General features: G+C 63.8%; 25 protein-coding genes. 12 read left to right on the forward strand and 13 right to left on the reverse strand.

Annotation, left to right across the window (positions count from 1 at the left end; translation table 11 throughout):
- The first annotated feature begins 5 nt into the window (after positions 1–5).
- The 12 genes from GHK24_RS00950 (at position 6) to GHK24_RS01005 (ending at position 10,570) form a co-directional block, all read left to right on the forward strand.
- A complete protein-coding gene (locus tag GHK24_RS00950; protein WP_153467587.1) occupies positions 6–782 on the forward strand; it encodes an arginyltransferase in 777 nt (258 codons plus the stop codon).
- Between the two features lie 62 nt (positions 783–844).
- Positions 845–1,891 carry a quinone-dependent dihydroorotate dehydrogenase gene (locus GHK24_RS00955; RefSeq protein ID WP_153467590.1) on the forward strand — a complete coding sequence of 349 codons (1,047 nt, stop codon included), beginning with the start codon at positions 845–847 and terminating at the stop codon, positions 1,889–1,891.
- A gap of 124 nt (positions 1,892–2,015) precedes the next feature.
- Positions 2,016–2,600 (forward strand): electron transport complex subunit RsxA, encoded by a 585-nt coding sequence (rsxA, locus tag GHK24_RS00960; protein WP_153467593.1) that lies wholly within the window; start codon positions 2,016–2,018, stop codon positions 2,598–2,600.
- Positions 2,600–3,142, forward strand: coding sequence for an electron transport complex subunit RsxB (rsxB, locus tag GHK24_RS00965; protein ID WP_153468778.1), 543 nt, complete (start codon positions 2,600–2,602; stop codon positions 3,140–3,142). The genes rsxA and rsxB overlap by 1 nt, the downstream gene beginning before the upstream one ends.
- Positions 3,143–3,152: 10 nt before the next feature.
- Positions 3,153–4,859, forward strand: coding sequence for an electron transport complex subunit RsxC (gene rsxC, locus GHK24_RS00970; RefSeq protein ID WP_153467596.1), 1,707 nt, complete (start codon positions 3,153–3,155; stop codon positions 4,857–4,859).
- A 10-nt stretch (positions 4,860–4,869) separates the two neighbouring features.
- A complete protein-coding gene (locus GHK24_RS00975) occupies positions 4,870–5,895 on the forward strand; it encodes an RnfABCDGE type electron transport complex subunit D (RefSeq protein WP_153467599.1) in 1,026 nt (341 codons plus the stop codon).
- 14 nt (positions 5,896–5,909) lie between these two features.
- Complete coding sequence (gene rsxG / locus GHK24_RS00980) at positions 5,910–6,542, forward strand: electron transport complex subunit RsxG (RefSeq protein WP_228384471.1); 633 nt, start codon at positions 5,910–5,912, stop codon at positions 6,540–6,542.
- A 49-nt stretch (positions 6,543–6,591) separates the two neighbouring features.
- Positions 6,592–7,293: an electron transport complex subunit E gene (locus GHK24_RS00985; protein WP_153468781.1), complete on the forward strand. Its 702-nt coding sequence runs from the start codon at positions 6,592–6,594 to the stop codon at positions 7,291–7,293.
- Positions 7,290–7,928, forward strand: a complete 639-nt coding sequence (gene nth, locus GHK24_RS00990) for an endonuclease III (protein ID WP_153467605.1) — start codon at positions 7,290–7,292, stop codon at positions 7,926–7,928. The genes GHK24_RS00985 and nth overlap by 4 nt, the downstream gene beginning before the upstream one ends.
- Positions 7,925–9,019 carry an FIST C-terminal domain-containing protein gene (locus GHK24_RS00995; RefSeq protein WP_153467608.1) on the forward strand — a complete coding sequence of 365 codons (1,095 nt, stop codon included), beginning with the start codon at positions 7,925–7,927 and terminating at the stop codon, positions 9,017–9,019. The genes nth and GHK24_RS00995 overlap by 4 nt, the downstream gene beginning before the upstream one ends.
- A gap of 12 nt (positions 9,020–9,031) precedes the next feature.
- Positions 9,032–9,454 carry a DUF1841 family protein gene (locus GHK24_RS01000; protein ID WP_153467611.1) on the forward strand — a complete coding sequence of 141 codons (423 nt, stop codon included), beginning with the start codon at positions 9,032–9,034 and terminating at the stop codon, positions 9,452–9,454.
- A gap of 138 nt (positions 9,455–9,592) precedes the next feature.
- A complete protein-coding gene (locus GHK24_RS01005) occupies positions 9,593–10,570 on the forward strand; it encodes an HDOD domain-containing protein (protein WP_153467614.1) in 978 nt (325 codons plus the stop codon).
- A gap of 19 nt (positions 10,571–10,589) precedes the next feature.
- Here GHK24_RS01005 and GHK24_RS01010 read toward each other — a convergent pair whose 3' ends face one another.
- The 13 genes from GHK24_RS01010 to hisC form a co-directional block, all read right to left on the reverse strand.
- A complete protein-coding gene (locus GHK24_RS01010; protein ID WP_153467617.1) occupies positions 10,590–12,746 on the reverse strand; it encodes an EAL domain-containing protein in 2,157 nt (718 codons plus the stop codon).
- A 224-nt stretch (positions 12,747–12,970) separates the two neighbouring features.
- Positions 12,971–13,804: a 3'-5' exonuclease gene (locus GHK24_RS01015; RefSeq protein WP_153467620.1), complete on the reverse strand. Its 834-nt coding sequence runs from the start codon at positions 13,802–13,804 to the stop codon at positions 12,971–12,973.
- Positions 13,805–13,815: 11 nt separating this feature from the next.
- Entirely contained in the window at positions 13,816–14,721 is a 906-nt protein-coding gene (gene cysM, locus GHK24_RS01020) for a cysteine synthase CysM (RefSeq protein ID WP_153467624.1), read from the reverse strand.
- Positions 14,708–15,703, reverse strand: a complete 996-nt coding sequence (gene rfaD, locus GHK24_RS01025) for an ADP-glyceromanno-heptose 6-epimerase (RefSeq protein WP_153467627.1) — start codon at positions 15,701–15,703, stop codon at positions 14,708–14,710. Before rfaD ends, cysM begins: the two co-directional genes overlap by 14 nt.
- 10 nt (positions 15,704–15,713) lie before the next feature.
- Positions 15,714–16,646 (reverse strand): D-glycero-beta-D-manno-heptose-7-phosphate kinase, encoded by a 933-nt coding sequence (rfaE1, locus tag GHK24_RS01030; RefSeq protein WP_153467630.1) that lies wholly within the window; start codon positions 16,644–16,646, stop codon positions 15,714–15,716.
- Entirely contained in the window at positions 16,646–17,971 is a 1,326-nt protein-coding gene (locus tag GHK24_RS01035) for a UDP-glucose dehydrogenase family protein (RefSeq protein ID WP_153467633.1), read from the reverse strand. Before GHK24_RS01035 ends, rfaE1 begins: the two co-directional genes overlap by 1 nt.
- Positions 17,972–17,979: 8 nt before the next feature.
- Positions 17,980–19,146 (reverse strand): lipopolysaccharide assembly protein LapB, encoded by a 1,167-nt coding sequence (gene lapB, locus GHK24_RS01040; protein ID WP_167680860.1) that lies wholly within the window; start codon positions 19,144–19,146, stop codon positions 17,980–17,982.
- Entirely contained in the window at positions 19,146–19,433 is a 288-nt protein-coding gene (locus tag GHK24_RS01045; protein ID WP_153467640.1) for a LapA family protein, read from the reverse strand. The genes lapB and GHK24_RS01045 overlap by 1 nt, the downstream gene beginning before the upstream one ends.
- 74 nt (positions 19,434–19,507) lie before the next feature.
- A complete protein-coding gene (locus GHK24_RS01050) occupies positions 19,508–19,792 on the reverse strand; it encodes an integration host factor subunit beta (RefSeq protein WP_153467642.1) in 285 nt (94 codons plus the stop codon).
- A gap of 9 nt (positions 19,793–19,801) precedes the next feature.
- Positions 19,802–21,505: a 30S ribosomal protein S1 gene (gene rpsA, locus GHK24_RS01055; protein WP_153467645.1), complete on the reverse strand. Its 1,704-nt coding sequence runs from the start codon at positions 21,503–21,505 to the stop codon at positions 19,802–19,804.
- 197 nt (positions 21,506–21,702) lie between these two features.
- Positions 21,703–23,715 carry a bifunctional 3-phosphoshikimate 1-carboxyvinyltransferase/cytidylate kinase gene (locus GHK24_RS01060; RefSeq protein ID WP_153467648.1) on the reverse strand — a complete coding sequence of 671 codons (2,013 nt, stop codon included), beginning with the start codon at positions 23,713–23,715 and terminating at the stop codon, positions 21,703–21,705.
- Positions 23,716–23,729: 14 nt separating this feature from the next.
- Positions 23,730–24,692 (reverse strand): prephenate dehydrogenase, encoded by a 963-nt coding sequence (locus GHK24_RS01065; RefSeq protein ID WP_153467651.1) that lies wholly within the window; start codon positions 24,690–24,692, stop codon positions 23,730–23,732.
- Positions 24,689–25,780 (reverse strand): histidinol-phosphate transaminase, encoded by a 1,092-nt coding sequence (gene hisC, locus GHK24_RS01070; protein WP_153467655.1) that lies wholly within the window; start codon positions 25,778–25,780, stop codon positions 24,689–24,691. The genes GHK24_RS01065 and hisC overlap by 4 nt, the downstream gene beginning before the upstream one ends.
- Positions 25,781–25,795 lie beyond the last annotated feature (15 nt).

The following is a 25,795-nucleotide window of genomic DNA, read 5'->3' on the forward strand; positions in this document are numbered from 1 at the left end:
CCGCCATGTCACGCCTCAACGACTCGGAACTCCCTTTCTCACTGTTGCAGTTTTATGCAACAGCGCCATATGCCTGTAGCTACCTGCCGAACGAAAAAGCGCGTTCGCAGGTAGCCACGCCCACCCACCTGATCAGCACCGAGGTGTATGGCGAACTGGTGCGTTCCGGCTTCCGCCGCAGCGGCGTCTTCACCTATCGACCGCTCTGCGACACCTGCCACGCCTGTGTCCCCGTACGCGTCGCGGTCGGCCGCTTCCTGCCGGATCGCTCACAGCGTCGCTGCCTGAAAAAATACGCCGGGATGCTCGCGCGCGAAGTCCCTCTCGCCTACGACGCCGCCCACTTCGCGCTTTACCAGCGCTACCAGTCGGTCCGCCACCCTGGCGGCGGCATGGACCACGACAGCCGCGAGCAATACACGCACTTCCTGTTGCAGAGCCGCGTCGATACCCGACTGGTTGAGTTCTCCGAAAACGGCGTCCTGCGCATGGTGAGCATCATCGATGTGCTTAGCGACGGCCTGTCGTCGGTCTACACCTTCTACGATCCGGATGTACCAGGCGCCAACTTCGGCGTCTATAACGTCCTCTGGCAACTCGACCAGTGCGCCACGCATGCGCTGCCACACCTCTATCTCGGCTACTGGATTCACGGCAGCCGCAAAATGGCCTACAAATCCCGCTTTCAGCCGCTGCAAGGGCTGATCGACGGCGAATGGCAGAGCCTGCCGCAGACGTCCAACCCTGACGCAAACGACGCCCCGCTCAGCCGCCACACCTGATCGCCCTGCGGAAAGAAGCGCTCAACGCCCGCCGGCGGACGCGATGCGGTAAAATCCGGGCGATGCTCTATTCCCTCATCCGCAAATTCTTCTTCTCCCTTGATGCCGAGACCGCCCACGGAATCGGCATGTCCGGCGCCAGCTTTGCACATTCGGCGGGCCTCTCCTGCCTGCTCTCCGGCAAGGTTCCCAATTGTCCGGTCGAAGTCATGGGGCTGCGCTTCCCCAACCCCGTCGGTCTGGCCGCCGGCCTCGACAAAAACGGCGAACACATCGACGCGCTGGCGGCTTTGGGCTTCGGCTTCATCGAAGTCGGCACGGTGACGCCACGCCCGCAGCCCGGCAATCCGCGCCCTCGCCTCTTCCGCATCCCGGAACAGCAAGCGATCATCAACCGCATGGGCTTTAACAACGGCGGTGTCGACGCCCTGCTCGCCAACGTCGCGGCAGCACAGTTCACCCGCCGTGGCGGCATTCTCGGCATCAACATCGGCAAGAACTTCGATACGCCGATCGACAGAGCCGCCGACGACTACCTGATCGCGCTCGAAAAAGTCTACGACGCCGCGAGCTACGTCGCCGTCAACATCTCCAGCCCGAACACCAAGAATCTGCGCGACCTGCAGCGCGACGACGCCCTCGATGACCTGCTTGGACGCCTGAAAGCCGCGCAGGCATCGCTCGCCCAGCAGCGCGGACGCTATGTGCCGATGGCATTGAAGATCGCCCCGGACCTCGACGACACGCAGATTTCGGCCATCGCCGACCTGCTGCGTCGGCACCGCATGGACGGCGTCATCGCCACCAACACCACGCTCTCTCGCGCCGGCGTCGAAGGCTTGCCGAATGCCGAACAGGCGGGCGGCCTCTCCGGCGCACCGCTTCTCGCGGCGTCGACGAAAGTACTGGAAAAGCTGGCTGCCACCCTGGCCGGAGAAGTGCCGATCATTGGCGTTGGCGGCATTTTGCAAGGCGCCGACGCACAAGCGAAGATCGCGGCGGGCGCCAGCCTTGTGCAGTTCTACTCCGGCTTCATTTATCGCGGCCCCCAGTTGATCGGCGACGCCGTCCGCGCCATTGCCGCCGCACGGGTGACTACGCCGCGCTAAGCCCGACGATGACGCGCGCGAAACAACCAAATCAGCGCGGAAAATCATATACATCTACTCCCAGCGTGGTTGAACCGGGTCGGCCCTTAGTGGATAATCCGCCCTCCCCGAAAACCTCCACCCCATGACCCACTACCTGTTCATCCTCATCGGCGCGGTGCTCGTCAACAACGTCGTCCTGGTCAGGATTCTCGGCCTCTGCCCGTTCATGGGCGTGTCCAAAAAGCTGGAAACGGCCTTCGGCATGGGGGCGGCCACCACCTTCGTGATTACGCTGAGCACCGGTGCCAGCTACATCATCGACCATTACCTGCTGATTCCTTTCGGGCTGGAATACCTGCGCACGCTGTCGTTCATCGTCACCGTCGCCGCCATCGTCCAGCTGACCGAAATGGTCATTCAGAAAACCAGCCCGATGCTGCATCAGGTGCTCGGCATTTACCTGCCGCTCATCGTCACCAACTGCGCGGTCCTTGGCATTCCGCTGCTGAACGTCAGCAGCAAGAGCGACTTTGTCGATTCGCTGCTCTTCGGCGCCGGCAGTTCGGTCGGCTTTTCACTGGCGCTGATTCTTCTCGCCGGCATTCGTGAACGTGTCGACGGCGCGGATGTGCCGCGCTACTTCAAGGGCACCGCGATCGCGCTTGTGACCGGCGGTCTGATGAGTCTCGCCTTCATGGGCTTCGCCGGGCTCGACAAGTACCAATGATGATCTACGCCATTCTCATCATGGCCCTTGGCGCCGTCGTACTCGGCGCCTCGCTGGGCTTTGCGGCTGTCAAATTCCGTGTCGAAGGCGATCCACTGACCGACAAGATCGACGCCATCCTGCCGCAAACGCAGTGCGGCCAGTGCGGCTATCCCGGCTGCAAGCCCTACGCCGCCGCCATCGCCAAGGGGGAAGCAGACATCAACCTCTGCCCGCCGGGCGGCGCCGACGGCGTGCAAAAACTCGCCGAACTGCTCGGCCGCGAAGCCAAACCGCTCGATGCCGAAGAAAAGCCGAAGCAAACCGCGCTCATCGACGAACAACGCTGCATCGGCTGCACGCTGTGCATTCAGGCCTGCCCGGTCGATGCCATCGTCGGCGCCGCCAAACAGTTGCACACCGTGGTCGATCCTCTGTGCACCGGCTGCGAACTCTGCCTCAAGCCCTGCCCGGTCGAGTGCATCGCCATGAATCCGGTCGGCGAAAGCCTCGACAACTGGAAGTGGAAACCGCCCGTTTTCACCCTGCAACGCCAAGCCTGACGCCCCCTCGATGCCGCATAAACTCTTCCGCTTCAATGGTGGCGTCAAACCCGCGACGCACAAAACCGATTCCGTGCGCGCCCCCATCGGCCGCGCGCCGATGCCCGAGCGCCTCGTCGTCCCCCTGCACCAGAACATCGGCGGCAAGCCGCAGCCCTGTGTCGCTCTCGGCGACCGAGTACTGAAAGGGCAAGTCATCGGCACGGCGGACCACTGGGTCTCCGCCGCCGTTCACGCGCCGACCTCCGGCACCGTGCGTGCCATCGAGCCGCAACTGGCGACGCACCCGTCCGGCCTGCCGACGCTATCGGTCGTCATTGAGGCCGATGGCAAGGACGAATGGATCGAACGCCGCCCCGTCGACTACGCGTCGATGGCGCCGGAAAGCGTGCGTGAACTGCTGCGCGACGCCGGCCTCGTCGGCCTCGGCGGCGCTGTTTTCCCCAGCCACGCCAAGCTCAGCGCGTCGAAGAAGACGCCGATGGAAGAGCTCGTCATCAACGGCGCCGAGTGCGAGCCCTTCATTACCTGCGATGACATGCTGATGCGCGAGCGCGGCGAAGAGATCGTGCGCGGCGCCGGCATCTTTCGCGACCTGCTCGAACCGAAGCGCGTCCTCATCGGCATCGAAGACAACAAGCCAGAAGCCATCGCGGCGATGCGCGAAGCGGTGGCGGCAGCCGGCGAATCCTTCGAAGTCATTGCGGTACCGACCCGCTATCCCGCCGGTGGCGCCAAGCAGCTGATCAGCGTCCTGACGGGGAAGGAAGTCCCCAGCTCCAAGCGCTCCACCGACATGGGCGTGCAGTGCTTCAACGTCGCCACGGCGAGCTCCGCCTACCGCGCACTGACCTTCGGCGAGCCGCTCATTTCGCGCATCGTCACGCTGGCCGGCAACGTCGAACAGCCGCGCAACTGGGAAGTGCCGCTCGGTATGACCATCCGCGACTTCATCGCCCTCGGCACGCCGCGCGCCGACACCAACCGCTACCTCATGGGCGGCCCGATGATGGGCTTCGAACTGCCCGGCCTCGACGCGCCACTGATCAAGGCAAGCAACTGCATCATTGCCGCTTCGCCCAAGCTCTTCCCGCCGCCGCCACCGGAAATGCCGTGCATCCGCTGCGGTTCCTGCGCACGCGCCTGCCCGCACGAACTGCAACCCTTCGAGCTGTACTGGTTCTCGCGCGCGGCTAACTTCGGCAAGGCGCAGGAATACCACCTCTTCGACTGCATCGAATGCGGCTGCTGCGCTTTCGTCTGCCCCTCGCACATTCCGCTGGTGCAGTACTTCCGCTACGCCAAGGGCGAAATCTGGGGACGCGAGCGCGACAAGAAGGCCGCCGAATCCGCCCGTGCCCGTTTTGAATTCCGTAACGAGCGTGACGAACGCGAAAAAGCCGAGAAGGCCGAACGCCTGGCCCGCGCGGCGGCCGCCAAAGCTGCCGATAACCCGCTGGCCAGCGCCACCGCCGCACCGACTGCCGCTTCCCCTGCCGCGACACCAGCGCCCGCCGCGGCGGTGACCGCTGCCGCTGCAGCGGCGCCAACCAGCCCCGCCGTACCGGGCGAAGCCCCCGCCGCTACCGGCGAAGCAAGCGAGGCAGAACGTGCGCGCAAGGCGATGATTGCCGCCGCCGTCGAGCGCGCGCGGGCGCAACGCGAAGCCGCTGCGGCTGCCCGCCCCCACGACGCAGCCACTTCGCCGGAACAATGAGTCAGTCACGATGAGCCGCTATCTGTCGACCTCCCCCTACCAACTTGGCAACGCCAGCGTCCGGCGCGTCATGCTGCTGGTGCTGGCCGGCTTGCTGCCGGGTATCGCCGCCTATGTCTGGGTGTTCTCGCCGATCATCCTCGTGCAGATCGCCATCGCCAGTGCCTTCTCTCTGCTCGGCGAAGCCCTCATGCTCAAGGTTCGCGGCAAACCGCTGTCGCTTTTCCTCGGGGATGGCAGCGCCCTCGTCACCGCCTGGCTGATCGCGCTGGCCTTGCCGCCGCTGGCCCCATGGTGGCTGGTTGCGGTAGCGGCGCTGTTCGCCATCGTCATCGCCAAGCAACTCTACGGCGGCCTCGGGCAAAACCCTTTCAACCCGGCGATGATCGCCTTCGCTGCCTGCATCGTCTCCTTCCCCGCGCTGATGTCGATGTGGCCGTCGGTGACGCTGAAACTCAGTTTCATCGATCAGGTGCAGGTCGTCTTTGGCCTGATGCCGCACGTCGACGCAATGAACGGCGCGACGCCGCTCGATTCGCTCAAGACCTCGCTGAAACTCAACGAAGGCGGCGTCAACGTGCCGTCGCTCCTCGCCACGCAAGAGGTCTTCGGCTACTTCGCCGGGCGCGGGTGGGAATGGGTGACGGCTGGCTACCTTCTCGGTGGTCTCTGGCTGTGGTGGCGCGACATCATCCGCTGGCAGGCGCCACTGGCCTTCCTTGCCGGCCTGGTCGCCATTTCCGGCGCCTTCTGGCTCTGGCAGCCGGCGCAATACGCCAGCCCGCTCTTCCATCTCTTCTCCGGCGGCTCGCTGCTCTGCGCCTTCTTTATCGTCACCGACCCGGTCTCCGGCGCGACGACGCCGCGCGGCCAGCTGATTTTTGGCTTCTCCGCCGGCATTCTCGCCTACCTGATCCGGGTCTTTGGCGGCTACCCCGATGGCGTCGCCTTTGCCGTGCTGCTGCTTAACATCTGCGCGCCGCTGATCGACCGCTACACGCAGCCGCGCATCTTTGGCTTGAAGGGAACGCGATGAGCCCGTCGGGAAAAATGCCCACCGCGCCCGTCATGGCGGCACGCACGGCTGTCATCCTGATCATTTTTGTCGCGGTTTTCACCGGGCTGCTCGCGGCGGTCTATCTGCGCACGCAGCCTACGCTCGAAGCCACGGCGCTGGCAGAAAAGACAAAGCTGATCAACGACGTCCTGCCGAGCAGCGCCTACGATAACAATCCGCTGCAAGACGCCCTGCAACTGCCGGCAATTGCCGCCTTCGGGCTCGACGAGCCGTCGACCGTCTATCGCGCCCGCCGTGCCGGTGAGCCCGCCGCCGTCGTTCTCGAAGCCGTCGCTCCCGATGGCTATTCCGGCAAGATCCGCCTGCTCATGGCCGTCGGCAGCGACGGCAAGATCTACGGCGTACGCGTAACGCAGCACCGCGAAACGCCGGGGCTGGGCGACTACATCGAGCCGAAGAAGGACAAGAACAAGGAACGCCCCTGGATCACGCAATTCAATGATCTGTCGCCGGTCGACCTGAGCGAACGCGAGTGGCACGTCAAAAAGGACGGCGGCCGTTTCGACTCCATCGCTGGCGCCACGGTGACGCCGCGCGCCGTCGTCAAGGCGATCCGCCGCGCCGCGCTGTGGGTCGCCGAAAACCGCGAGCAGGTGTTCCAGTGACGACGACCGCCGCACCGCGCGCCGCCCGGCAGAAAGGACTCGCCGCATGATGACGTTTGATGAACTCCGCCGCATTGCCGGCAACGGCATCTGGAAGCAGAACTCCAGCCTCGTGCAGATTCTCGGCATGTGCCCGCTGCTGGCAGTGACGACCAACCTCGTCAATGGCGTCATGCTCTCGCTGGCGACGATCATCGTCATGTCGCTGTCGGGCGCCGTCATCTCGGCGCTGCGCAATTTCATCCCCCACGAAATCCGCATCCCGGTCTTCATCCTCATCGTCGCCGCGCTGGTGACGATGGTCGATCTGCTCTTCAACGCCAGTCTGCACGAACTGTATCTGGTGCTGGGCATTTTCATCCCGCTGATCGTCACCAACTGCCTCGTGCTGGCGCGTGTCGAAGCTTTTGCGGCCAAGAACCCGCCGCTGCAATCGGCCTTTGACGGTGCCTTCATGGGCGTCGGCATGTTGTGGACGCTGGGCCTGCTCGGCGGTATGCGCGAACTGATCGGCAACGGCACGCTGTTCTCGGGCATCGAACTGGTCGTTCCGGGCCTCAATCACTGGCAACTTCTGCCCGCCGACTATCCGGGCTTCCTCCTCGCCGTGCTGCCGCCCGGTGCCTTCATCCTGCTTGGCTGCATGGTGGCGTGGAAAAACTGGGTGGAAGCCCGCGCGCTCGAGCGGCGCCGTCAAACGCCACCACCAGCGCCCGCCGTGCCGGCGCCGACGCTGCCCGCCGCCTCATGAAAGCGGCGGAGCGCTTCGAGTTCTTCCGACGCTTGCGCGACGCCAATCCGGCGCCGCAGACAGAACTCGAATACGCCTCGCCCTTTCAGCTACTGATCGCCGTCATCCTGTCGGCGCAGGCCACCGACCGCAGCGTCAATCTGGCGACTCGCCGCCTGTTCGCTGACGCCCCAGACGCCGCCAGCCTTCTGGCGCTGGGCGAAGAGAAACTGGCGGACTACATCTGCCGCATCGGCCTTTACCGCACCAAGGCAAAAAACGTCATCGCCACCTGCCGCCAGTTGCTGGCGCAACACAACGGCGAGCCGCCCAACTCGCGCGAAGCCCTCGAAGCGCTGCCCGGCGTCGGCCGCAAGACGGCAAACGTTGTCCTCAACGTCGTCTTTGGCGAACCAACCATCGCCGTCGACACGCACCTCTTCCGGCTCGCCAACCGCACCGGTCTTGCCCCCGGAAAGACACCGCTGGCCGTCGAAACTGCCCTGCTACGCCTAATTCCCAAAGAATTCCGCCAGCACGCACACCATTGGCTGATCCTGCACGGACGCTACATCTGCAAGGCACGCCGGCCGGAATGCTGGCAGTGCTCACTGACTGACCTCTGCCGCTACCGCGAAAAAAGCCCCGCCCCATGAGTCTCGCCACCGCTCTCGTCACCGGCAATGAGCCCTTGCCGCTCCTCGCCGAAACCGCCGTCGCGCAAGCCCTAGCCCGCGCCGGCCTGACGACGGCCAACAGCGTCCTGCTGTTTCTCACGCCCGACTTCTCCCGCGTCGGCCAAGCCTGTGTCACCGCCGCTGCCCGCGCGGCCTCCTGCCTTCAGGTCGCCGGGGGGATCGCTGCCGGCGTCTTTACCGAGCATGGCGCCGTACTCGACCGCCCGGCCGCCGCCGTGATGGTTCTGGGCGGTGCTTTCTCTCTCATTGCCACGGACGAGGCCAGTGCAAAGGAGAGCGCGCTGCTCTCCTTCGCCGGTGGCGCCATGCCGCCCCACTGGCAGAACCCGCCACCGCGTTTCGGCGCCAGCTTCAAGGGCGGCATTGGCCATGGCGAACCGGCCGCCTGGCAAGCCGGGCGCCTCACCAACACACGCAGCTGTACGCTTGCCATCAGCGGCGGACGCGTTGATCTCGGCATTTCCTCGGGTCTGCGCCTGATCGGCACGCCACACGGCGTCGATGCCGCACGCGGCTACGACTTGCACTCGGTCGGCGGATGCACGGCACTGACCAGCCTGCTACGGGCGCTGGGCAGCGCTGGCAACGATGTCGCCGCAGCCTCGCCGCAAGCCTGCTGTGCCGTGCTCATCGACGACAACCACCCCGGCGATGCGCCGACCGCGCTGGCGGCAGGCCGCTTCCGGCCGTTGCCCATCGTCGTCGTCAACGCCGACGAATCGCTCACGCTTACCGAGCACGTACGCCCCGGGCAACGCCTCGCCTGGGCCATACGCGAACCGTCGACCAGCGCCGCCGACATGCGCCATACGCTCGACCGCCTGGCGGCGGACAGCCGCGACGCGAAGGGCGCGCTTCTCTTCTCATGCATTGGTCGCGGCCCCTATTTTTATGGCGGGGAAGACACTGATCTGGCGCTGTTTGCCGAGTACTTCCCCGGACTGCCCCTGCTCGGGGTATACGGCACGGCGCAGATCGCCCCCGGCTGTGCCGGCAGCAACCGCCAGTTGCGGCACGGCGCCGTCGCCGCGCTGCTTGCTGATCACTAGGGAGCCACACGCATGTTCTCCCCCTCGCGCGACGACGTCCGCCTGTTTTTCTGCACCACCTATCGCAAGCTGCATGAGCGTCTGCCACTCGATGGCGCCGAAGTCCTTGCCGCCACGGTGATCGAGCAGCATCCCGAACTGCATGCCCTGCTCGCCGACCGGGAAGCCGCGCAGCAGGCCGACGCTGGCACGGGGGCCGCCCAGCCCTTTCTCCACCTTTCCTTGCATCTGGCAATCGCCGAGCAACTGTCCATCGACCAGCCGCCCGGCATTCGCGCGCTGCACGGCAAACTCTGCGCACGTCTTGACGCGCACGATGCCGAACACAGACTCATCGACTGCCTCGCCGAAACGATCTGGCAAGCGCAACGCGACGGTACGGCGCCCGATGGCGAAGCCTATCTGGAGCGACTCCGACGTAGCGCAAGCGCCTGATTTTGCGTCGTCTCGGGCTCGTCCGGACGCCTTGCGGCGTCACGAGGCTACGGGTAAGATGAACTGAAACTTCCGCGTCTTCTCAAAGAATCAGTCGCTTAGCGCGCTTAGCTCAGAAGACATACAAAGAGGGCAGCCATGCTTGACCATCCGTTGCCAACCATCGACGCCTGGGTAGCGTACTTCAGCGGCACCGAGCTGCCGATCCTGCGCCAGACCGTCCGCCGCCTTGAGTTGGCCCATGCCAACATCGATGAGGTCAATGGTCGCGATATTGCCCATATCGTCCTGCAAGACCCGCTGCTCGCCGTGCGCGTCTTGGCCTACATCCAGCCCTTCCGCGGTCGCCACCTGCGTTCGGACATCACCACTATCGCCAGCGCCGTGATGATGTTCGGCATCGAACCGTTTTTCCGCAAATTCGAAAACCCGCTGACCATCGAAAGCGTCCTGCGCGACGAGCCACAAGCCATGCTCGGCGTGTTGCACGTCCTGCGGCGTGCGCAGCGCGCCTCAAACTACGCCCACGACTGGGCGTATGCCCGGCACGACATCAACATGGAAGAAGTGGCGCTGGCCGCCCTGCTCCATGACCTCGCCGAAGTGCTCATGTGGTGTTTTGCGCCGCATCTGGCGATCAAGATCCGGCGCCTGCAACAGGCCGACCACACGCTGCGCAGCGCCGTCGCACAGGAAATGGTTCTCGGCGTTCGCATCCCGGAAATCCAGCTGGCGCTCTGCTCGGCCTGGCACCTGCCCGATCTGCTGAAGAGCCTGATGGACGACGAACACAGCCAGCAACCGCGCGTACAAAACGTGGCGCTGGCCGTCAATCTTGCCCGCCACTCCGCTAACGGCTGGCACGACGCGGCCTTGCCCGACGACTACACCGCCATCGCCAGCCTGCTGCACATCAGCCACGAGACCCTGATGACGCGGCTGAAAGTCCCGCCGGACGCGATCCCGCCAGCCCGGACCGCGCCGCCAGCGCTCGTTGCCGCAGAAATTCCGCCGGATGAGGAAAGCGATGTGCCGCCCATAGCGCCGGTCTCGCCGATCTCGCCAGCGCCGTCAGACGACAGCGGTAGCGCATCGCCGCCAGCGGCAGCGACCTGACCCCAAACGACCTGCCCCATCAGGCAGGTAAGCCCACCGGTGGGTTAAGCGGCTGCGCAAACGCCGCCAGAAAGGCAAACGAGGTTGCCGGGTCGTCGGCCAACGCAAGCAACTCCTGCGTCCGCTGCCGCCAGTTGTCAAAATCCGGCGTACCCGGGAGCTCGCTCATATCGCGAAAACCCATGCTCCACTCCGGGAAAATCCGCCGCGACAAGGCTCCCCGCGCGCTGATCCGCACCGTGTGGTGGCGCGGATCGCGGTAAATCTTCGCGATCAGCCCCTCAACGACCGAACGGCGCCCTTCCAGCATCTGCATGAAACAGCCGTGCTGGTAGAGCAGAATTCCCGTCACGCCCAGCGCCGCGTTACGCTGCCGGGAAGTGTCGAGCAGCTGCGCCAAGGCCGCCCGATCGAGCGGCGTCACGGCTTCGCTCACGTACACGAGGAAATACAGTGGATCATCGGGCGCCGTCAGAAACGGGGCAATTTCGCGCCTGACGATATCGATAAAGGCTTCCTCTGCCAGTGGCCGGTGGAAATAGAATCCCTGCACGTAATCACAACCATGGGCAGAGAGTTCGGCCAACTGGGCGGCAGTTTCCACCCCCTCGGCGACGAGCCGCATGCCGAGCGAATGCCCCATGCCGATCACCGTCGACGTGATGATGCGGCTGTCGCGCCGCTTGTCGAGGCCGTCGATAAATTCGCGGTCGATCTTGAGCAGGGAAACCGGCATGCGCAGGAGTTGCGCGAGCGACGAATAGCCAGTGCCAAAATCGTCGACGGCGGCACGCAAACCCAGTTCGGCGAGGCGCCGTAGCATGCGCAAATTGGCGTCGACGTCGTCCATCAAGGCCGTTTCGGTAATCTCGATGACGATGCGCGACGGATCGGCACCGGTTTCCCGCAACGTCGCCTCAAAAACATCGGCGAGGGCCGGATCGTCAAGCTGGCGTGTCGACACATTCACCGACAGATACGGCACGGCCTCGCCAAAAATCGTCGCCCACCGCGCCGCCGCGAGGCACGCCTGGCGGAACACCCAGGCACCAATGGGAATGATCGCCCCGGTTTTCTCGGCGACCGGAATGAAAACGGCCGGCGAAACAGGCCCATCGGATGGCGTCCAGCGCAGCAGCACCTCAGCGCCAGCGACGCGCCCCGAGGTCACCGAGACGATGGGCTGAAACAGCACGGAGAACTCGTCTCGCTCGAGCGCCACGCGCAAGCCACGGGTGAGCACCAGACGCTGGCGGGCCTCTTCGTGCAGATCGCCGCTGAAGAAGCGCCAGCCGTCACCGCCCTGTCGCTTGACGGCGAACATCGCCGCATCGGCATCGCGCAGCATCTCATCGGCGCTGTGTTTCGCCCCGTCACCGATGGCTACGCCGATACTCGCCGCGATGAAGACCTCCTGTGCGTTGACGACAAAAGGCTGGCGCAACTGCTCGTTCAGGCGCTGCGCTAGGGTCGACATCGCGACGGGATCGTCGATCTGCTCGCAGAGAATAACGAACTCGTCGCCCGACATGCGCGCCAGCGAGTCATCCGGGCGCAGTTGCGCCTCTAGCGTGGCGGCTGCCTGTTTGAGCAAGGCGTCGCCACTGTCATAGCCATAGCTATCGTTGATCGGCTTGAAACCATCCAGATCCACGAAAAGCACGGCGACGCTGCGACCGTGCCGGCTGGAGCGATCCAGTGCGTTCGCCAGACGTTCGCGGATCAGCGCGCGATTCGGCAGGCCGGTAAGCGCGTCGTGTGTCGCCTGCCACACGCGTTCTTCTTCTGCCTGCTTTTGTTCGCTGAAATCATGCAGCGAGGCGAGGAGAATCCAGTCGCCGTTTTCGCGATATTTGCTCAGCGATGCCTTGAGCGGGAAACAGCTGCCGTCCTTGCGGCAGCCGGTCAGCTCACCGCGGCCACGCATCGAGCGTTCGCTTTCGGCCGCATTGGCAAAATCGCGCACGTATCGGCTGTGCGCGGCACGCAAATCGGCGGGCAGGAGTCGCCCGACCGACTGGCCGACGAGTTCGTCGCGCGTATAGCCAAACATCTGGCACAGGGAAGTGTTCGCTTCGAGAATGATGCCGTGCGCGTCGACGGCCAACATGCCCGTATCGGCCACCTCGAGAATACGTCGCACAACGCGTGCCGGCGTCGGCTTCGGTGTCTTCATCACCCGCTCCGCAGAACAGCGCACAACGCGACCAGCGGTCGCAGTGCGCAAAACTTACGCAGTCTCGTCATGAACGGCTCCGATCCGTAGCAAGAAGTCGTTTCTCGGAATCAGACCAAATCGTCACGCTGAATCATCGGCCAAACCACCCGCCAACTGACCTCACGAAAGGCGGCGCCGACGCGCGCGGGAGTCAGGCAAACGACGGATGGCGGATGGTGCAATCAGACCGCGTCGTCTGCCGACACCGTCGGCGCCGCGCTGACAGCGGGGGCGCCCCAGGCCGCAAGATATTCGCGCCAATGCGCCTTATCGAGACGCGCCAGCTCGCTGCGGACAAATGCCACCTCGGCTTCGTACTCGTCGCGCGCAATTTCGCCGCGCATCAGCCGGAAGCGCGTCGCCACGAGGTAGGTGTTGACCACATCCGTCTCGCAATAATCGCGGATCTCAGCGCCACGGCCTTCGCACCAGGCCTCCCAGACCTTGCTGCCGTCCATGCCGAGCTTACCGGGAAAGCCGATCAGCTTGGCCAGATCGTCGAGCGGAGCGGCGGCACGCGGCTGATACATCGCCAGTACGTCCATCAGGTCGAGGTGACGCATGTGGTAGCGGCTGATGTAGTTGTTCCACTTGAAGTCGCGGCTATCGGCGTAATCGCCGTCACCGAGATCCCAGTAACGCGGCGCCACGACACCGTGAATGAGGCCGCGATAGTGCAGTACCGGTAAATCGAAACCGCCGCCATTCCACGAGACGATCTGCGGCGTGAACTTGTCGATGCCGTCAAAGAAGCGCTGGATGATCTCGCCCTCACCCTGCTCCGGCTCGGCCAGCGACCAGACGCGAAAATCGCGTCCGGCGCGCAACACACAGGAGATGACGACCACCCGCTGCAGGTGCAACGGCATGAAATCGCTGCCGTTCTGCGCCCGCCGCTGCTGGAAGGCAAGCTCCGCCACCTCGCTGTCGGAGAGCGTGTCATCCAGACCATGCAGACGACGCAGGCCCGGCACATCGGGAATCGTCTCAATATCGAAAACGAGGACGGGCTTCATGGAAAGACGCCTCAGGCCGGAAAGACGCCGGTCGACAGGTAGCGGTCGCCCCGGTCGCAGATGATGCTGACGATGGTGGCGTTCTCCAGCTCGGCGGCAAGCCGCAGCGCGACGACCAACGCGCCGCCCGAGGAGACGCCGGCAAAAATGCCTTCCTCGCGCGCCAGACGACGCGTCAATTCTTCGGCCTCGCCCTGACCGACAGATTCGATCCGGTCAACGCGCGAGGGCTCGAAAATCTTCGGCAGATACGCCTGCGGCCACTTGCGGATGCCGGCGATCTGGGACCCCTCTTCCGGCTGGCAACCGACGATGCAGACATCCGGATTGCGCTCCTTGAGGTAACGCGACACGCCCATGATCGTGCCGGTGGTTCCCATGCTGCTGACGAAGTGGGTGACGCGTCCCGCCGTCTGCTCCCAGATTTCCGGCCCCGTACCCTCGTAATGCGCGAGCGGATTGTCGGGGTTGGCGAACTGGTCGAGGATCACGCCATGGCGCTCGTCGCGCAGACGCACGGCGACGTCGCGCGCCAGCTCCATGCCGCCATCGCGGGGCGTCAGCACCAGTTCGGCGCCATAGGCACGCATCGTCTGACGCCGTTCGAGGCTCTGGTTTTCCGGCATCACGAGCACCATCCGGTAGCCGCGCATGGCGGCGGCCATGGCCAGCGCGATGCCGGTATTGCCCGAGGTTGCCTCGATCAGCGTGTCGCCGGGACGAATATCGCCGCGCGCTTCAGCGCGCAGGATCATCGACAGCGCCGGACGATCCTTGACCGAGCCGGCAGGATTGTCGCCTTCGAGCTTTGCCAGAACGACGTTGCCACGCGCGGCGGCGAGCGCACCGGGAAGGCGTTGCAAGCGAACCAGCGGCGTACCGCCGACGTGATCCGCCAGGGTGTTATAGGCGTTCATCGAGCCAGTCCACGTATTTCTTGACGCCTTCTTCGACGGAGAGGAACGGCGCGTCATAACCCGCCGCGCGCAGACGCGTCAGGTCAGCCTGAGTGAAGCTCTGGTACTTGCCCTTCAGTGCTTCGGGGAAAGCGATGTATTCAATGGCACCCTGCTCGACCAGCTGCGCCAAGGGCAGCGCCGACTCGCCGCCACGCGCGCGACGCGCATTGACGCTGGCAACGGCGACGTCGTTGAAACTCTGCGCCCGGCCGGTGCCGAGATTGAAGATGCCCGACTTGCGCGGATGATCGAAGAACCACAGATTGACCGCAACGACGTCGTCGACATGGACGAAATCGCGACGCTGCTCGCCATTGGCGTAGCCGTCGCAGCCTTCGAAGAGTCGCACCCGGCCGTCGGCGCGCAGCTGATTGAAATGGTGGAACGCCACCGAAGCCATGCGCCCTTTATGCGTCTCGCGCGGGCCATAGACGTTGAAGTAGCGAAAACCCACCACCTGCGACGACGCCTCCGGCAAGCGCTGCCGGACGATCTGGTCGAAGAGGAATTTCGAGTAACCGTAGACGTTCAACGGCGCCTCGCACGCGCGCTCCTCGCGGAAGACGCCACCGCCACCGTAAGTCGCTGCCGACGACGCATAGAGCAACTGCACTTCCTGATCAAGACACCAATCGAGCAAAGCCAGCGAATAGCGGTAGTTGTTCTCCATCATGTAGCGTCCGTCGGTCTCCATCGTGTCGGAGCAGGCGCCCTCATGAAAAATGGCATCGACATCGCCATCGAACTCACCGGCTTGCAGACGCTCAATGAATTCCTGCTTGTCGAGATAATCGGCGATCTCGCAGTCGACCAGATTCTTGAACTTGTCGGCGCGCGTCAGGTTATCGACGGCAATGATGTTCTTTTCACCACGCTGGTTGAGCGCATGAACAATGTTGGAACCAATGAATCCGGCAGCGCCGGTGACGATAATGGTCATGCAGAAATCCTCAGATCAAGGCCGCGTCGAGTTCGGCGCGCGACACAGTCGCCGTGCCCAATTTGGCCACCACGACGCCGGCCGCCACGTTGGCGACATGAATGGCGTCTGCCCAGCCAGCGCCCTGCGCCAGCATGACAGCGAGTGCCGCGACGACGGTATCGCCGGCGCCCGACACATCATAGACCTCGCGCGCGACAGCGCCCTGATGCAGGGCTCCACCGGCATGGAACAGCGTCATCCCCTCCTCGCTGCGCGTCACCAGCAGCGCCTCGAGACCAAGCTCCTGGCGTAGCGTCTCGGCGCGCCGGTTGAGGTCCGCCTCGTCCTTCCAACGACCGACGACTTCACGCAATTCGCCGCGATTGGGAGTGATCACCGTCGCGCCGGCATACCGCGAGTAATCGTCCCCCTTCGGGTCGACGAGCACCTTTTTGCCCGCCGCTCGCGCCAGACGAATCATTTCGGTGATGTGTACCAAGCCCCCCTTGCCGTAGTCGGACAAGGCGACGACGTCACACTCGGCAAGGCGCGCTTCATACTCCGTCAGTTTGGCACGCAAGGTCTCGGAGGACGGCGTGGTCTCGAAATCGATGCGCAGCAACTGCTGCTGGCGGCCGATGACACGCAGCTTTACCGTCGTACTGATGGTCGGATCGACGTGCAGACTGGCACGGATGCCGCCTTCGCGCATCAAGCGATCGAGCGTCTCGCCGGGCTCATCGCGCCCGACAACCGACAACAGGGAAACCTGTGCACCGAGCGCCGCCGCGTTGCGCGCGACGTTGGCCGCCCCACCGGGGCGCTCTTCGGAACGCTCGACCTTGACGACGGGTACCGGCGCTTCAGGGGAAATGCGGGAAACGTCGCCAAACCAGTACCGATCCAGCATCACATCGCCGACGACCAAGAGGCGGGCGGCAGAAAAATCCGGCAATTGCATCAGCGACGTCCGATAGCGTGATATTCAATGCCGAAACTGCGCGGCAGCTTGGGTTCGTAGAGGTTGCGCCCGTCGAAGATGAGCGGCGTTTTCAGGCGCGCTTTGACGGCCACGAAATCGGGGCTGCGGAATTCCTTCCACTCGGTCACGATGATCAGCGCGTCGGCATCGTCGAGCGCTTCCAACGGGCCAGAAGCCAGCGTCAAACGCGTCTCACCGTCAAAAATACGCTGCGCCTCGTGCATCGCAACGGGGTCGTAAGCAGCCACCGTCGCGCCGGCGGCGAGCAGATCGCCGATCAACTGACGGCTCGGCGCCTCGCGCATATCGTCAGTGTTCGGCTTGAACGCGAGCCCCCAGACAGCGAAGCGGCGGCCAGAAAGATCGTCGCCAAAACGCGCACGCACCTTGTTCGGCAGGACGCGTTTTTGCGCGTCATTGGCCTCTTCAACCGCGTTGAGCACCTTCAGCTCGATACCGGCATCGAGACGCGCCGTGCGCTGCAGCGCCTGCACATCCTTCGGGAAGCACGAACCGCCGTAACCACAGCCCGGATAGAGGAAGTGGTAGCCGATACGCGGGTCCGAGCCCATGCCCTGACGCACCATTTCGATGTCGGCGCCCAGAACGCCGGCCAGGTTGGCCAATTCGTTCATGAAGCTGATGCGCGTCGCCAGCATGGCGTTGGCAGCGTATTTGGTCAGTTCAGCCGAACGCACATCCATGATGATCAGGCGTTCATGGTTGCGCTGGAACGGCGCGTAGAGCGCGCGCATCAGGTCAATCGCCGCCGGATCTTCGGCACCGATGACAATGCGGTCGGGACGCATGAAGTCTTCGACCGCCGCGCCTTCCTTGAGAAACTCCGGATTCGACACCACCGAGAAGGCGGTGTCGACGCCCCTCTGCGCGAGTTCTTCCGCGACAGCGGCTCGCACCTTGTCGGCGGTGCCCACCGGGACCGTCGACTTGTCGACGATGACCTTGAATTCACTCATGTGGCGGCCAATCGAGCGGGCCGCGGCAAGTACGTATTGCAAGTCGGCCGAGCCGTCTTCGTCGGGCGGCGTGCCAACGGCGATGAACTGGATCGTGCCGTGTGCGACAGCTTCTTCGACATTGGTCGTGAAGCGCAGACGCCCGGCGGCCACGTTGCGCCGGACCATATCGAGCAGGCCCGGCTCGAAAATCGGAATACCGCCGTCGTTCAGCGTCTGGATCTTGCGCGGATCGACATCAAGACAGAGAACGTCATTGCCGACCTCGGCAAGACAGGTGCCGCTAACCAGCCCAACATAGCCGGTCCCAACTACGGTGACTTTCAAGATTGCTCCTAAGGGGTCAGATCGAATTCCTCGGTGCGTTTGGGCGGATAGGTTTCCCAACCGCCGCACGCCGGGCAGCGCCAATAGAACTGGCGCGCCTTGAACCCGCAATTATCGCACTGATAGCGCGCCAGGCGACGCGTGTAGCCCTGCACGATGCCTTTCGCCAGCTCGAGATCGGCGCGCACTTCCGGCGGCGCCACCAGCAAGCGGGCCTCGATCAGCTTGTCGAAGCCGAGCAGGGTCGGATTGCGCTTCAGCTCGTCGCGAACGAGGCAATACGCCGCATCGGCGCCGTCGCCCTCCAGCACCAGCTGGAACACGACGTCGAGCAGGTCGAGCGACGGATAGTGTTCCAGGTAGCTGCGCAGCAGTTGCAGCCCCTCTTCCCGACGATCCTGACGACGATAGGCATCGAGCAGACGCTGCGCGACCAGCGCCAGATAGGCGGGGTCCTGTTGTTCGATACGCTGCCAGGCCTCGATTGCCTGCCCGTCATTGCCGGCCTGCGCCTCAAGATCGCCGAGCAGCAGGCTGGCGCGTACGCACTTGCGGTTATGCTCGATCGCTGTATCCAGATGCTGCCGCGCCGCCTCACGGTGCGAGCGCATCATGTCGGCGGCGGCCAATTCGCAAAAATACTCGGCAATTTCCTTGTGTGAAGCGACATCAGGCAACTCGGCGGCGATGGCGATGGCTTTCTCCCACTCGCGTTCGAGCTGGTAAATCTCCAGAAGATTACGTTTGGCGTCTTCGTCGAGATCGCTACCGCGAAGTTTCTCGAACACCTGCTCGGCGCGGTCAAGCAAGCCCGCCTTGAGAAAATCCTGCCCCAATTCGGCGAGTGCCTGCAGCTTCAGCTCCTGCGGCAGATCGTCGCGATCGACGAGCGACTGGTGCATGCGAATCGCTCGCTCGGTTTCGCCACGACGACGGAACAAACCGCCCAAGGCAAAGTGCAGTTCGACGGTCTGCGGATCGACCTTGACCGCGTCGACAAAGGCCTCGATAGCCCGATCCGGCTGCTCGTTCAACAGGAAATTGAGCCCCTGAAAATAGGAACGCGGCAGCGCCCGCGATTCCTTAACCAGATGGCGAATATCAATGCGCGCCGCGACCCATCCCAGCGCAAAAAACAGGGGAAACAGCAACAGCTGCCAGTATTCGAATTCGATCATTTCTGCGCAGGAGAGTTGGAAAGATCGGCCGGGGCAGCCGCCACCAGCGCCGCCGCCCGCCGCAAACTACCCAATTCGCGACGCATGCGATAGACGACGCCAAGCAGGGACAGGATTCCGAGCACGGCACCGGCAACGAAAAAGGCGAGTACGACGATAATCATCGGCGCCTGCCACTGCGTGGCAAAGAAAAAGTTGATGCGAACCGGATCGGTATTTTTCAGGGCAAAGCCGAGCAAAAAGAGAAAAATGCCGAATCTCGTCGCCCACAGCAAGGCACGCATCGCTCATTCTCCGATCCGAAAAAAAAGGCGGCGACTTTCGTCGCCGCCTCGCAATCTACCACAGCTGAAACACTTCAGGACGCGCCATCAACGCGCTCACGCAACTCCTTGCCGGCTTTGAAGTGGGGCACCCATTTTTCAGGCACGCTCACTTTTTCCCCCGACTTGGGGTTCCGGCCGACTCGCGGCGGCCGGTAGTTCAGCGCGAAACTGCCAAAACCGCGAATCTCGATGCGATCGCCATGGGCAAGCGCTTCAGACATCGCATCGAGAATCATCTTGACCGCGAAATCGGCATCCTTCGCCACCAACTGGGGAAAACGCTCCGCCAGCCGCGCGATCAGCTCGGACTTGGTCATACGGCTGCCTTATTGCGGATTGTTCAGCTTGGCCTTGAGCAGAGCGCCCAGGTTCGTCGTACCGGAAATCGTGTTGCTATCGGCGGCGAACTTCTGCATGGCTTCGTGCTGTTCGGCTTGATCCTTGGCCTTGACCGAGAGGTTGATCGAACGCGACTTGCGGTCAACGTTGATGATCATCGCCTCGATGGCATCGCCTTCCTTGTACAGGGTACGCAGGTCGTCGACACGGTCACGGGAAGCTTCGGAAGCACGCAGATAGCCTTCCATGCTGTTGTCACCATCGAGCGTCACCACGGCACCGCGGGCGTCCACCGACTTGATCGTGCCGCGAACGATGGTGTTCTTCTCGTGCGTCGCGATGAAGCTGGTGTAAGGATCGCCTTCGAGTTGCTTGATGCCGAGGGAGATGCGTTCCTTGTCGGTATCGATCGCCAGAACCACCGCCTCGACTTCGTCGCCCTTCTTGAAGTTGCGGATCGCTTCTTCGCCAGGCAGGGACCACGACAGATCGGAGAGGTGCACCAGACCGTCGATGCCACCGGGCAGGCCGATGAACACGCCGAAGTCGGTGATCGACTTGATGGCGCCGCGGACCTTGTCGCCCTTCTTGTGGTTCATCGAGAAGTCGTCCCACGGATTCGCCAGGCACTGCTTCATGCCGAGCGAGATACGGCGGCGGTCTTCGTCGATCTCGAGGATCATCACTTCGACTTCGTCGCCGAGCTGGACGACCTTCGACGGATGAACGTTCTTGTTCGTCCAGTCCATTTCCGACACGTGCACCAGACCTTCGATGCCTTGTTCGATCTCAACGAACGCACCGTAGTCGGTCAGGTTGGTGACCTTGCCGAAGAGACGCGTGCTTTGCGGGTAGCGGCGGGAAATGCCGACCCACGGATCTTCGCCGAGTTGCTTGAGGCCGAGCGAAACGCGGTTCTTCTCTTGGTCGAACTTGAGAATCTTGGCTTGCACTTCGTCGCCGACCGCCAGCACTTCCGACGGGTGACGCACGCGACGCCAGGCCAGATCGGTGATGTGCAGCAGACCGTCGATACCGCCCAAGTCAACGAACGCACCGTAGTCGGTGATGTTCTTGACGACGCCCTTGACGACGCTGCCTTCCTTCAGGTTGGCGAGCAGTGCTTCGCGCTCTTCGCCAACGCTCGCTTCGAGCACGGCGCGACGCGAAACGACCACGTTATTGCGCTTGCGGTCGAGCTTGATGACCTTGAATTCGAAGGTCTTGCCTTCGTACGGGGTCGTGTCCTTGACCGGACGCATGTCAACCAGCGAGCCCGGCAGGAAGGCGCGTACGCCGTTGGTCATGACGGTCAGACCGCCCTTGACCTTGCCGGTAATGGCGCCGGTCACCAGCGTGCCATCATTCAATGCCTGTTCGAGGGCGTTCCATGCCGCGACGCGCTTGGCGCGGTCACGCGACAGACGCGTTTCGCCGAAGCCGTTTTCCAGTTGCTCGATGGCAACCTGAACGAAATCGCCGACGCCGACTTCGAGTTCGCCCTGATCGTTACGGAATTCCTCGATATCGATGTAGCTTTCGGACTTGAGTCCGGCGTTGACGACGACGAAATTCTGATCGACGCGAACGACTTCCGCGGTGATGACCTCACCTTGGCGCATTTCCTGGCGCGTAAGACTTTCTTCGAAAAGCTGCGCAAAGCTTTCCTGCATGATGGAAGTGTCAGACATGTGAATGGATGGACCTAACCGCACAAGAGCGGGTTGAATTGAACATTATCGACCGCCTGCGCCAGACTGCGCGAAAACTGCGCCGACCCGCGTCTCCTCACTTTGAGGAAAACAACGAAACGGCGCACAGGACGAGCGACACCTTGAAACGAGCGAAAAACCGCCCGGTACGACTACGAACGCGGCCGATGGCCGCCTCACACTGCCGCGCCAGCGATATCCGGCACCACAGCACGCGCCCAATCCAGTACTCGCGCCACAGCCACGTCAATCGGAATATCGGTGGTATCGAGCAGGGAAGCGTTCGCATCTTGCTGCAAAGGAGCCACGCTACGCCCGCGATCACGGTCGTCACGCTGCTGCATCTCCAGCAAAAGAGGCTGAAGTCTAGCAGCGATTCCTTTTGCCATCAACTGCTTATAGCGTCTTTCCGCACGCGCCTCGACGCTGGCGGTAAGAAAAACCTTCAGCGCCGCATCGGTGAATACCACGGATGCCATATCGCGCCCGTCGGCGACGAGGCCTGGCGCCCGACAAAATGCCCGCTGACGGAACAGCAAGGCCGCGCGCACGCTCGGCAGGACGGCCACTTGAGAGGCACCGGAGGAAATCTCTTCCTGGCGGATGGCGTCTTCCACTTCCTCGCCGGCAAGACGGATCGAACCTTCAGCAAAGACCACATCCAATCCGGCCGCAATGGCCGCGACGGCCGGCTCATCGTCCCACGCCACGCCAGCGCGTTGCGCGGCCAAGGCGGTTAGGCGATAGAGCGCGCCCGAATCGAGATAATTCCAGCCCAAGGTGGCGGCCACGCGCGCGGCGACGGTGCCCTTGCCGGAAGCGGAAGGCCCGTCTATGGCGATCACCGGAACGACACGCGTCAAACGCGCAAAGTGCTGAAAATACTCCGGGAAGGTCTTGGCTACACACCCCGGATCGTTGATGCGTACCGGTGCCCCCACGGAAGCCAGCGAAAAGCACATCGCCATGCGGTGATCGTCATAGGTGTCGATCATCGCGGGACGCACGCCGTCAGTCGGCGGCGTAATGCGCAAAAAGTCAGCCCCCTCCTCGACACAGGCGCCGAGTTTCGCAAGCTCGACCGCCATCGCGGCGAGGCGATCCGTCTCCTTGACGCGCCAGCTGCCGATGTTGCGCAAGGTGCTGACCCCGTCGGCAAAAACAGCCAGAGGCGCAAGAGTCATTGCCGCATCGGGGATGGCATTGCAATCGAGGTCAATCGCCGCAAGCCGCCCCGACACGGGGGCGGCGGCCTCGATCCAGTTCTCGCCGAGCGAAACGCGCGCGCCCATCGCAGTGAGTGCCTCGACGAAGCGCACATCGCCCTGCACCGACTGGCGACCGACGCCCTCGACGCGTACCGGCCCGCCCGCCAAAGCCCCCAGCGCGAGAAAATACGAGGCAGCAGACGCGTCCCCTTCAACGTGCACGACGCCCGGCGAACGATAGCTGCCGGCGGGCACGATAAACGCGGAAACGCCTTCCGCACACACATCAACGCCAAAGCGCGCCATCGTCGCCAGGGTAATGTTGATGTAAGGGCGGGAAATCAGCTCACCGACCACCTCCACCGTGCCGCCACCAATCAGCGGCAAGGCCATCAGGAGAGCGCTGAGGAACTGGCTGGAAACGTCGCCGCGCACACGAATACGGCCAGCCGACTCTTTGCGGGCCGACTCGCCGCCGTCCGGCACGGCACGTGGACCAATCGCGAGCGGCGGATAGCCCTCCGTCGCCAGATAACGGATGTCAGCCCCCGCCTGGCGCAGCGCATCGACGAGATCGCCAATCGGCCGCTCATGCATGCGCGGCGTTCCAGTCAGGCGATAGCGCCCTCCCATCAGCGCCAAAACGGCCGTCAGCGGACGAAACGCCGTCCCCGCATTACCGAGAAAAAGACCCGCCTCGCGTACCGAAAAGGCGCCACCGACACCGCCAACGCGCACATTCAGAGCCGTGTAAGCCTCGTCCGTCCCCGCCGCACCCGGCAAAGGCTGGATGTTGACACCCAAGGTGCGCAGCGCGTCGAGCATGCGCTCGGTGTCGTCCGAGACGAGCAAATCGCGAATTTCCGTCTCGCCCTCGGCGAGCGCGGCGAGCAGCAGCACACGGTTGGAAATGCTTTTCGAACCGGGCAGGCGCACGACGCCGCCCGCTCCCAAGCATTGCGGAAGGTCAATGAAATCCATGAAGGGAAAACTCCTCAGCGAGAATCGCCAGCACTACCCGTCGCCGCGCCAGAAACGCCGTCGGCCCATGCTCGACGAGCCGTCCGGGCAACGTCGAACACCGCCTCCAGGCGCGCGCCATCCCCCGCCGCAAGCGCCGCCCGCAGACGGTCGAGTTCGGCCCGATAGCTATCCAGTTCGCCCAGCAAGGCGTCGCGGTTGGCCAGACAGATATCGCGCCACATTTCCGGGTGGCTGGCAGCGATCCGCGTGAAATCGCGGAAACCGCTGGCCGCATAGGTAAAAAACAAGTCGCGCTCGTCGCGTTGTGCCAGATCGTGCACCAGGGCAAACGACAGCAGATGCGGCAAATGGCTGACGGCAGCGAAAATCTGGTCGTGCCGCTCGGGCGTCAGTTCACGCACATCGGCACCGCACAGCGCCCAGGCATCGCGCACCCGCGCCAGCGCCGTCGGCGAGGTTTCCGGCAAAGGGGTCAGGACCAGTTTGCGACCGGCAAACAGATCCTGACGGGCAGCGGCAGCACCGCTGTTTTCCGCCCCGGCAATCGGATGCGCCGGCACGAACCGGGCAAACTGCTCGCCCAGCGCCGCGCGGGCGACCGCGACGACGTCAGACTTTGTGCTGCCGGCATCCGTCACAATCGCCTGCGGCCCGAGCGACGGCGCAATCCGCGTCAGCACCTCCGCCATGGCACCGACAGGCGTCGCCAGCAATATGAGATCGGCGTCGACCGCTTCCTGCGCCGCATTGGCGCCGACCCGATCAATGACGCCCAGCGCCAGCGCCTGCCGTAGCGAAGCGAGGCTGCGCCCGAAACCGACGACTTCGTCGACATCTGCCGCCGCCTTGAGCGCCAGCGCAAACGAGCCGCCGATCAGACCGACGCCAAACACCAACACCTTGCCAAACCGCGGGCGGGCAAGCGTCGTAGCGACCTCGCCGACAGCGGTATCGGGGCCGGCGCTCTGGCTCATGACAAAGCCTGCGCCAACGCCTCCAGGAAGCGCGCGTTGTCACGTTCCAGGCCGATGGTGACGCGCAGCCACTCAGGCATGCCGTAACCGGCAATCGGACGCACGATCACGCCCTGCCGCAAGAGCCGCTCATTCACTGCGGCCGCGTCGCCGACGTGGAAGGTAATGAAGTTGCCGTGCGCGGGAATGAAGCGACGACCAAGGCGCGTCAGCCCGGCGCTGATCTGTTCAATGCCGGCCACGTTCACGGCGTAGCTCTTGGCGAGGAATTCGTCGTCGCCCAAGGCGGCGACCGCCGCCGCCAGGGCGAGGTTGTTGCAGTTGAAGGGCTGACGGACGCGGTTCATCAGATCCGCCACGCCAGCGTCGGCGAGGCCGTAGCCGATGCGCAGACCGGCCAGCCCGTAAATTTTCGAGAACGTCCGGCAAACCACGAGGTTGGGAAAGCGCGCCAGCCAGGCCGTCGAATCGATGCGCTCCGCCGGAGGGAGGTAGTCGTTATAGGCCTCGTCGATGACGACAGCGACGTTGGCGGGGACTTTCTCCAGAAAGCCGACCAGCTCATCCGCCGCCAAGAACGTGCCGGTCGGGTTGTTCGGATTGGCGATCCAGACGACGCGGGTATCGGGGCGGATCGCCGCCAGCATGGTGTCGAGGTCATGCCCGAAATCGCGCGCCGGCACGGCGATGAGTTCGGCACCCGCCGAGCGCGAGGCCAGCGGATATACGGCAAAGGCGTGCTGCGAAAAGACGGCCGACGTTCCCGGCGCAAGGAAGACGCGCGCCAGAAGATCGAGCACGTCGTTGGAGCCGTTGCCAAGAACGATGCACTCGCGCGGCAGACCATGGCGCTCTGCCAACGCCGATTTGAGCTCGAAATCGTCAGGATAGCGTTCCAGCGTTCCCAGTTCGCGCTCGACCGCGGCACGCGCCTTCGGGCTCATACCGAGCGGATTTTCGTTCGACGCCAGCTTGATGATGTTGTCGACGGGGATGCCCAGTTCGCGGGAAAGCTGGGTGATCGGCTTGCCCGGCTGGTAGGCGGACAAGGCACGGATGTAGGCAGGCGAGTGATCGCAAAGAGACATGGGTTTCAACCTTCG

Source organism: Rhodocyclus gracilis (assembly GCF_009617575.1).
Lineage (GTDB): Bacteria > Pseudomonadota > Gammaproteobacteria > Burkholderiales > Rhodocyclaceae > Rhodocyclus > Rhodocyclus gracilis.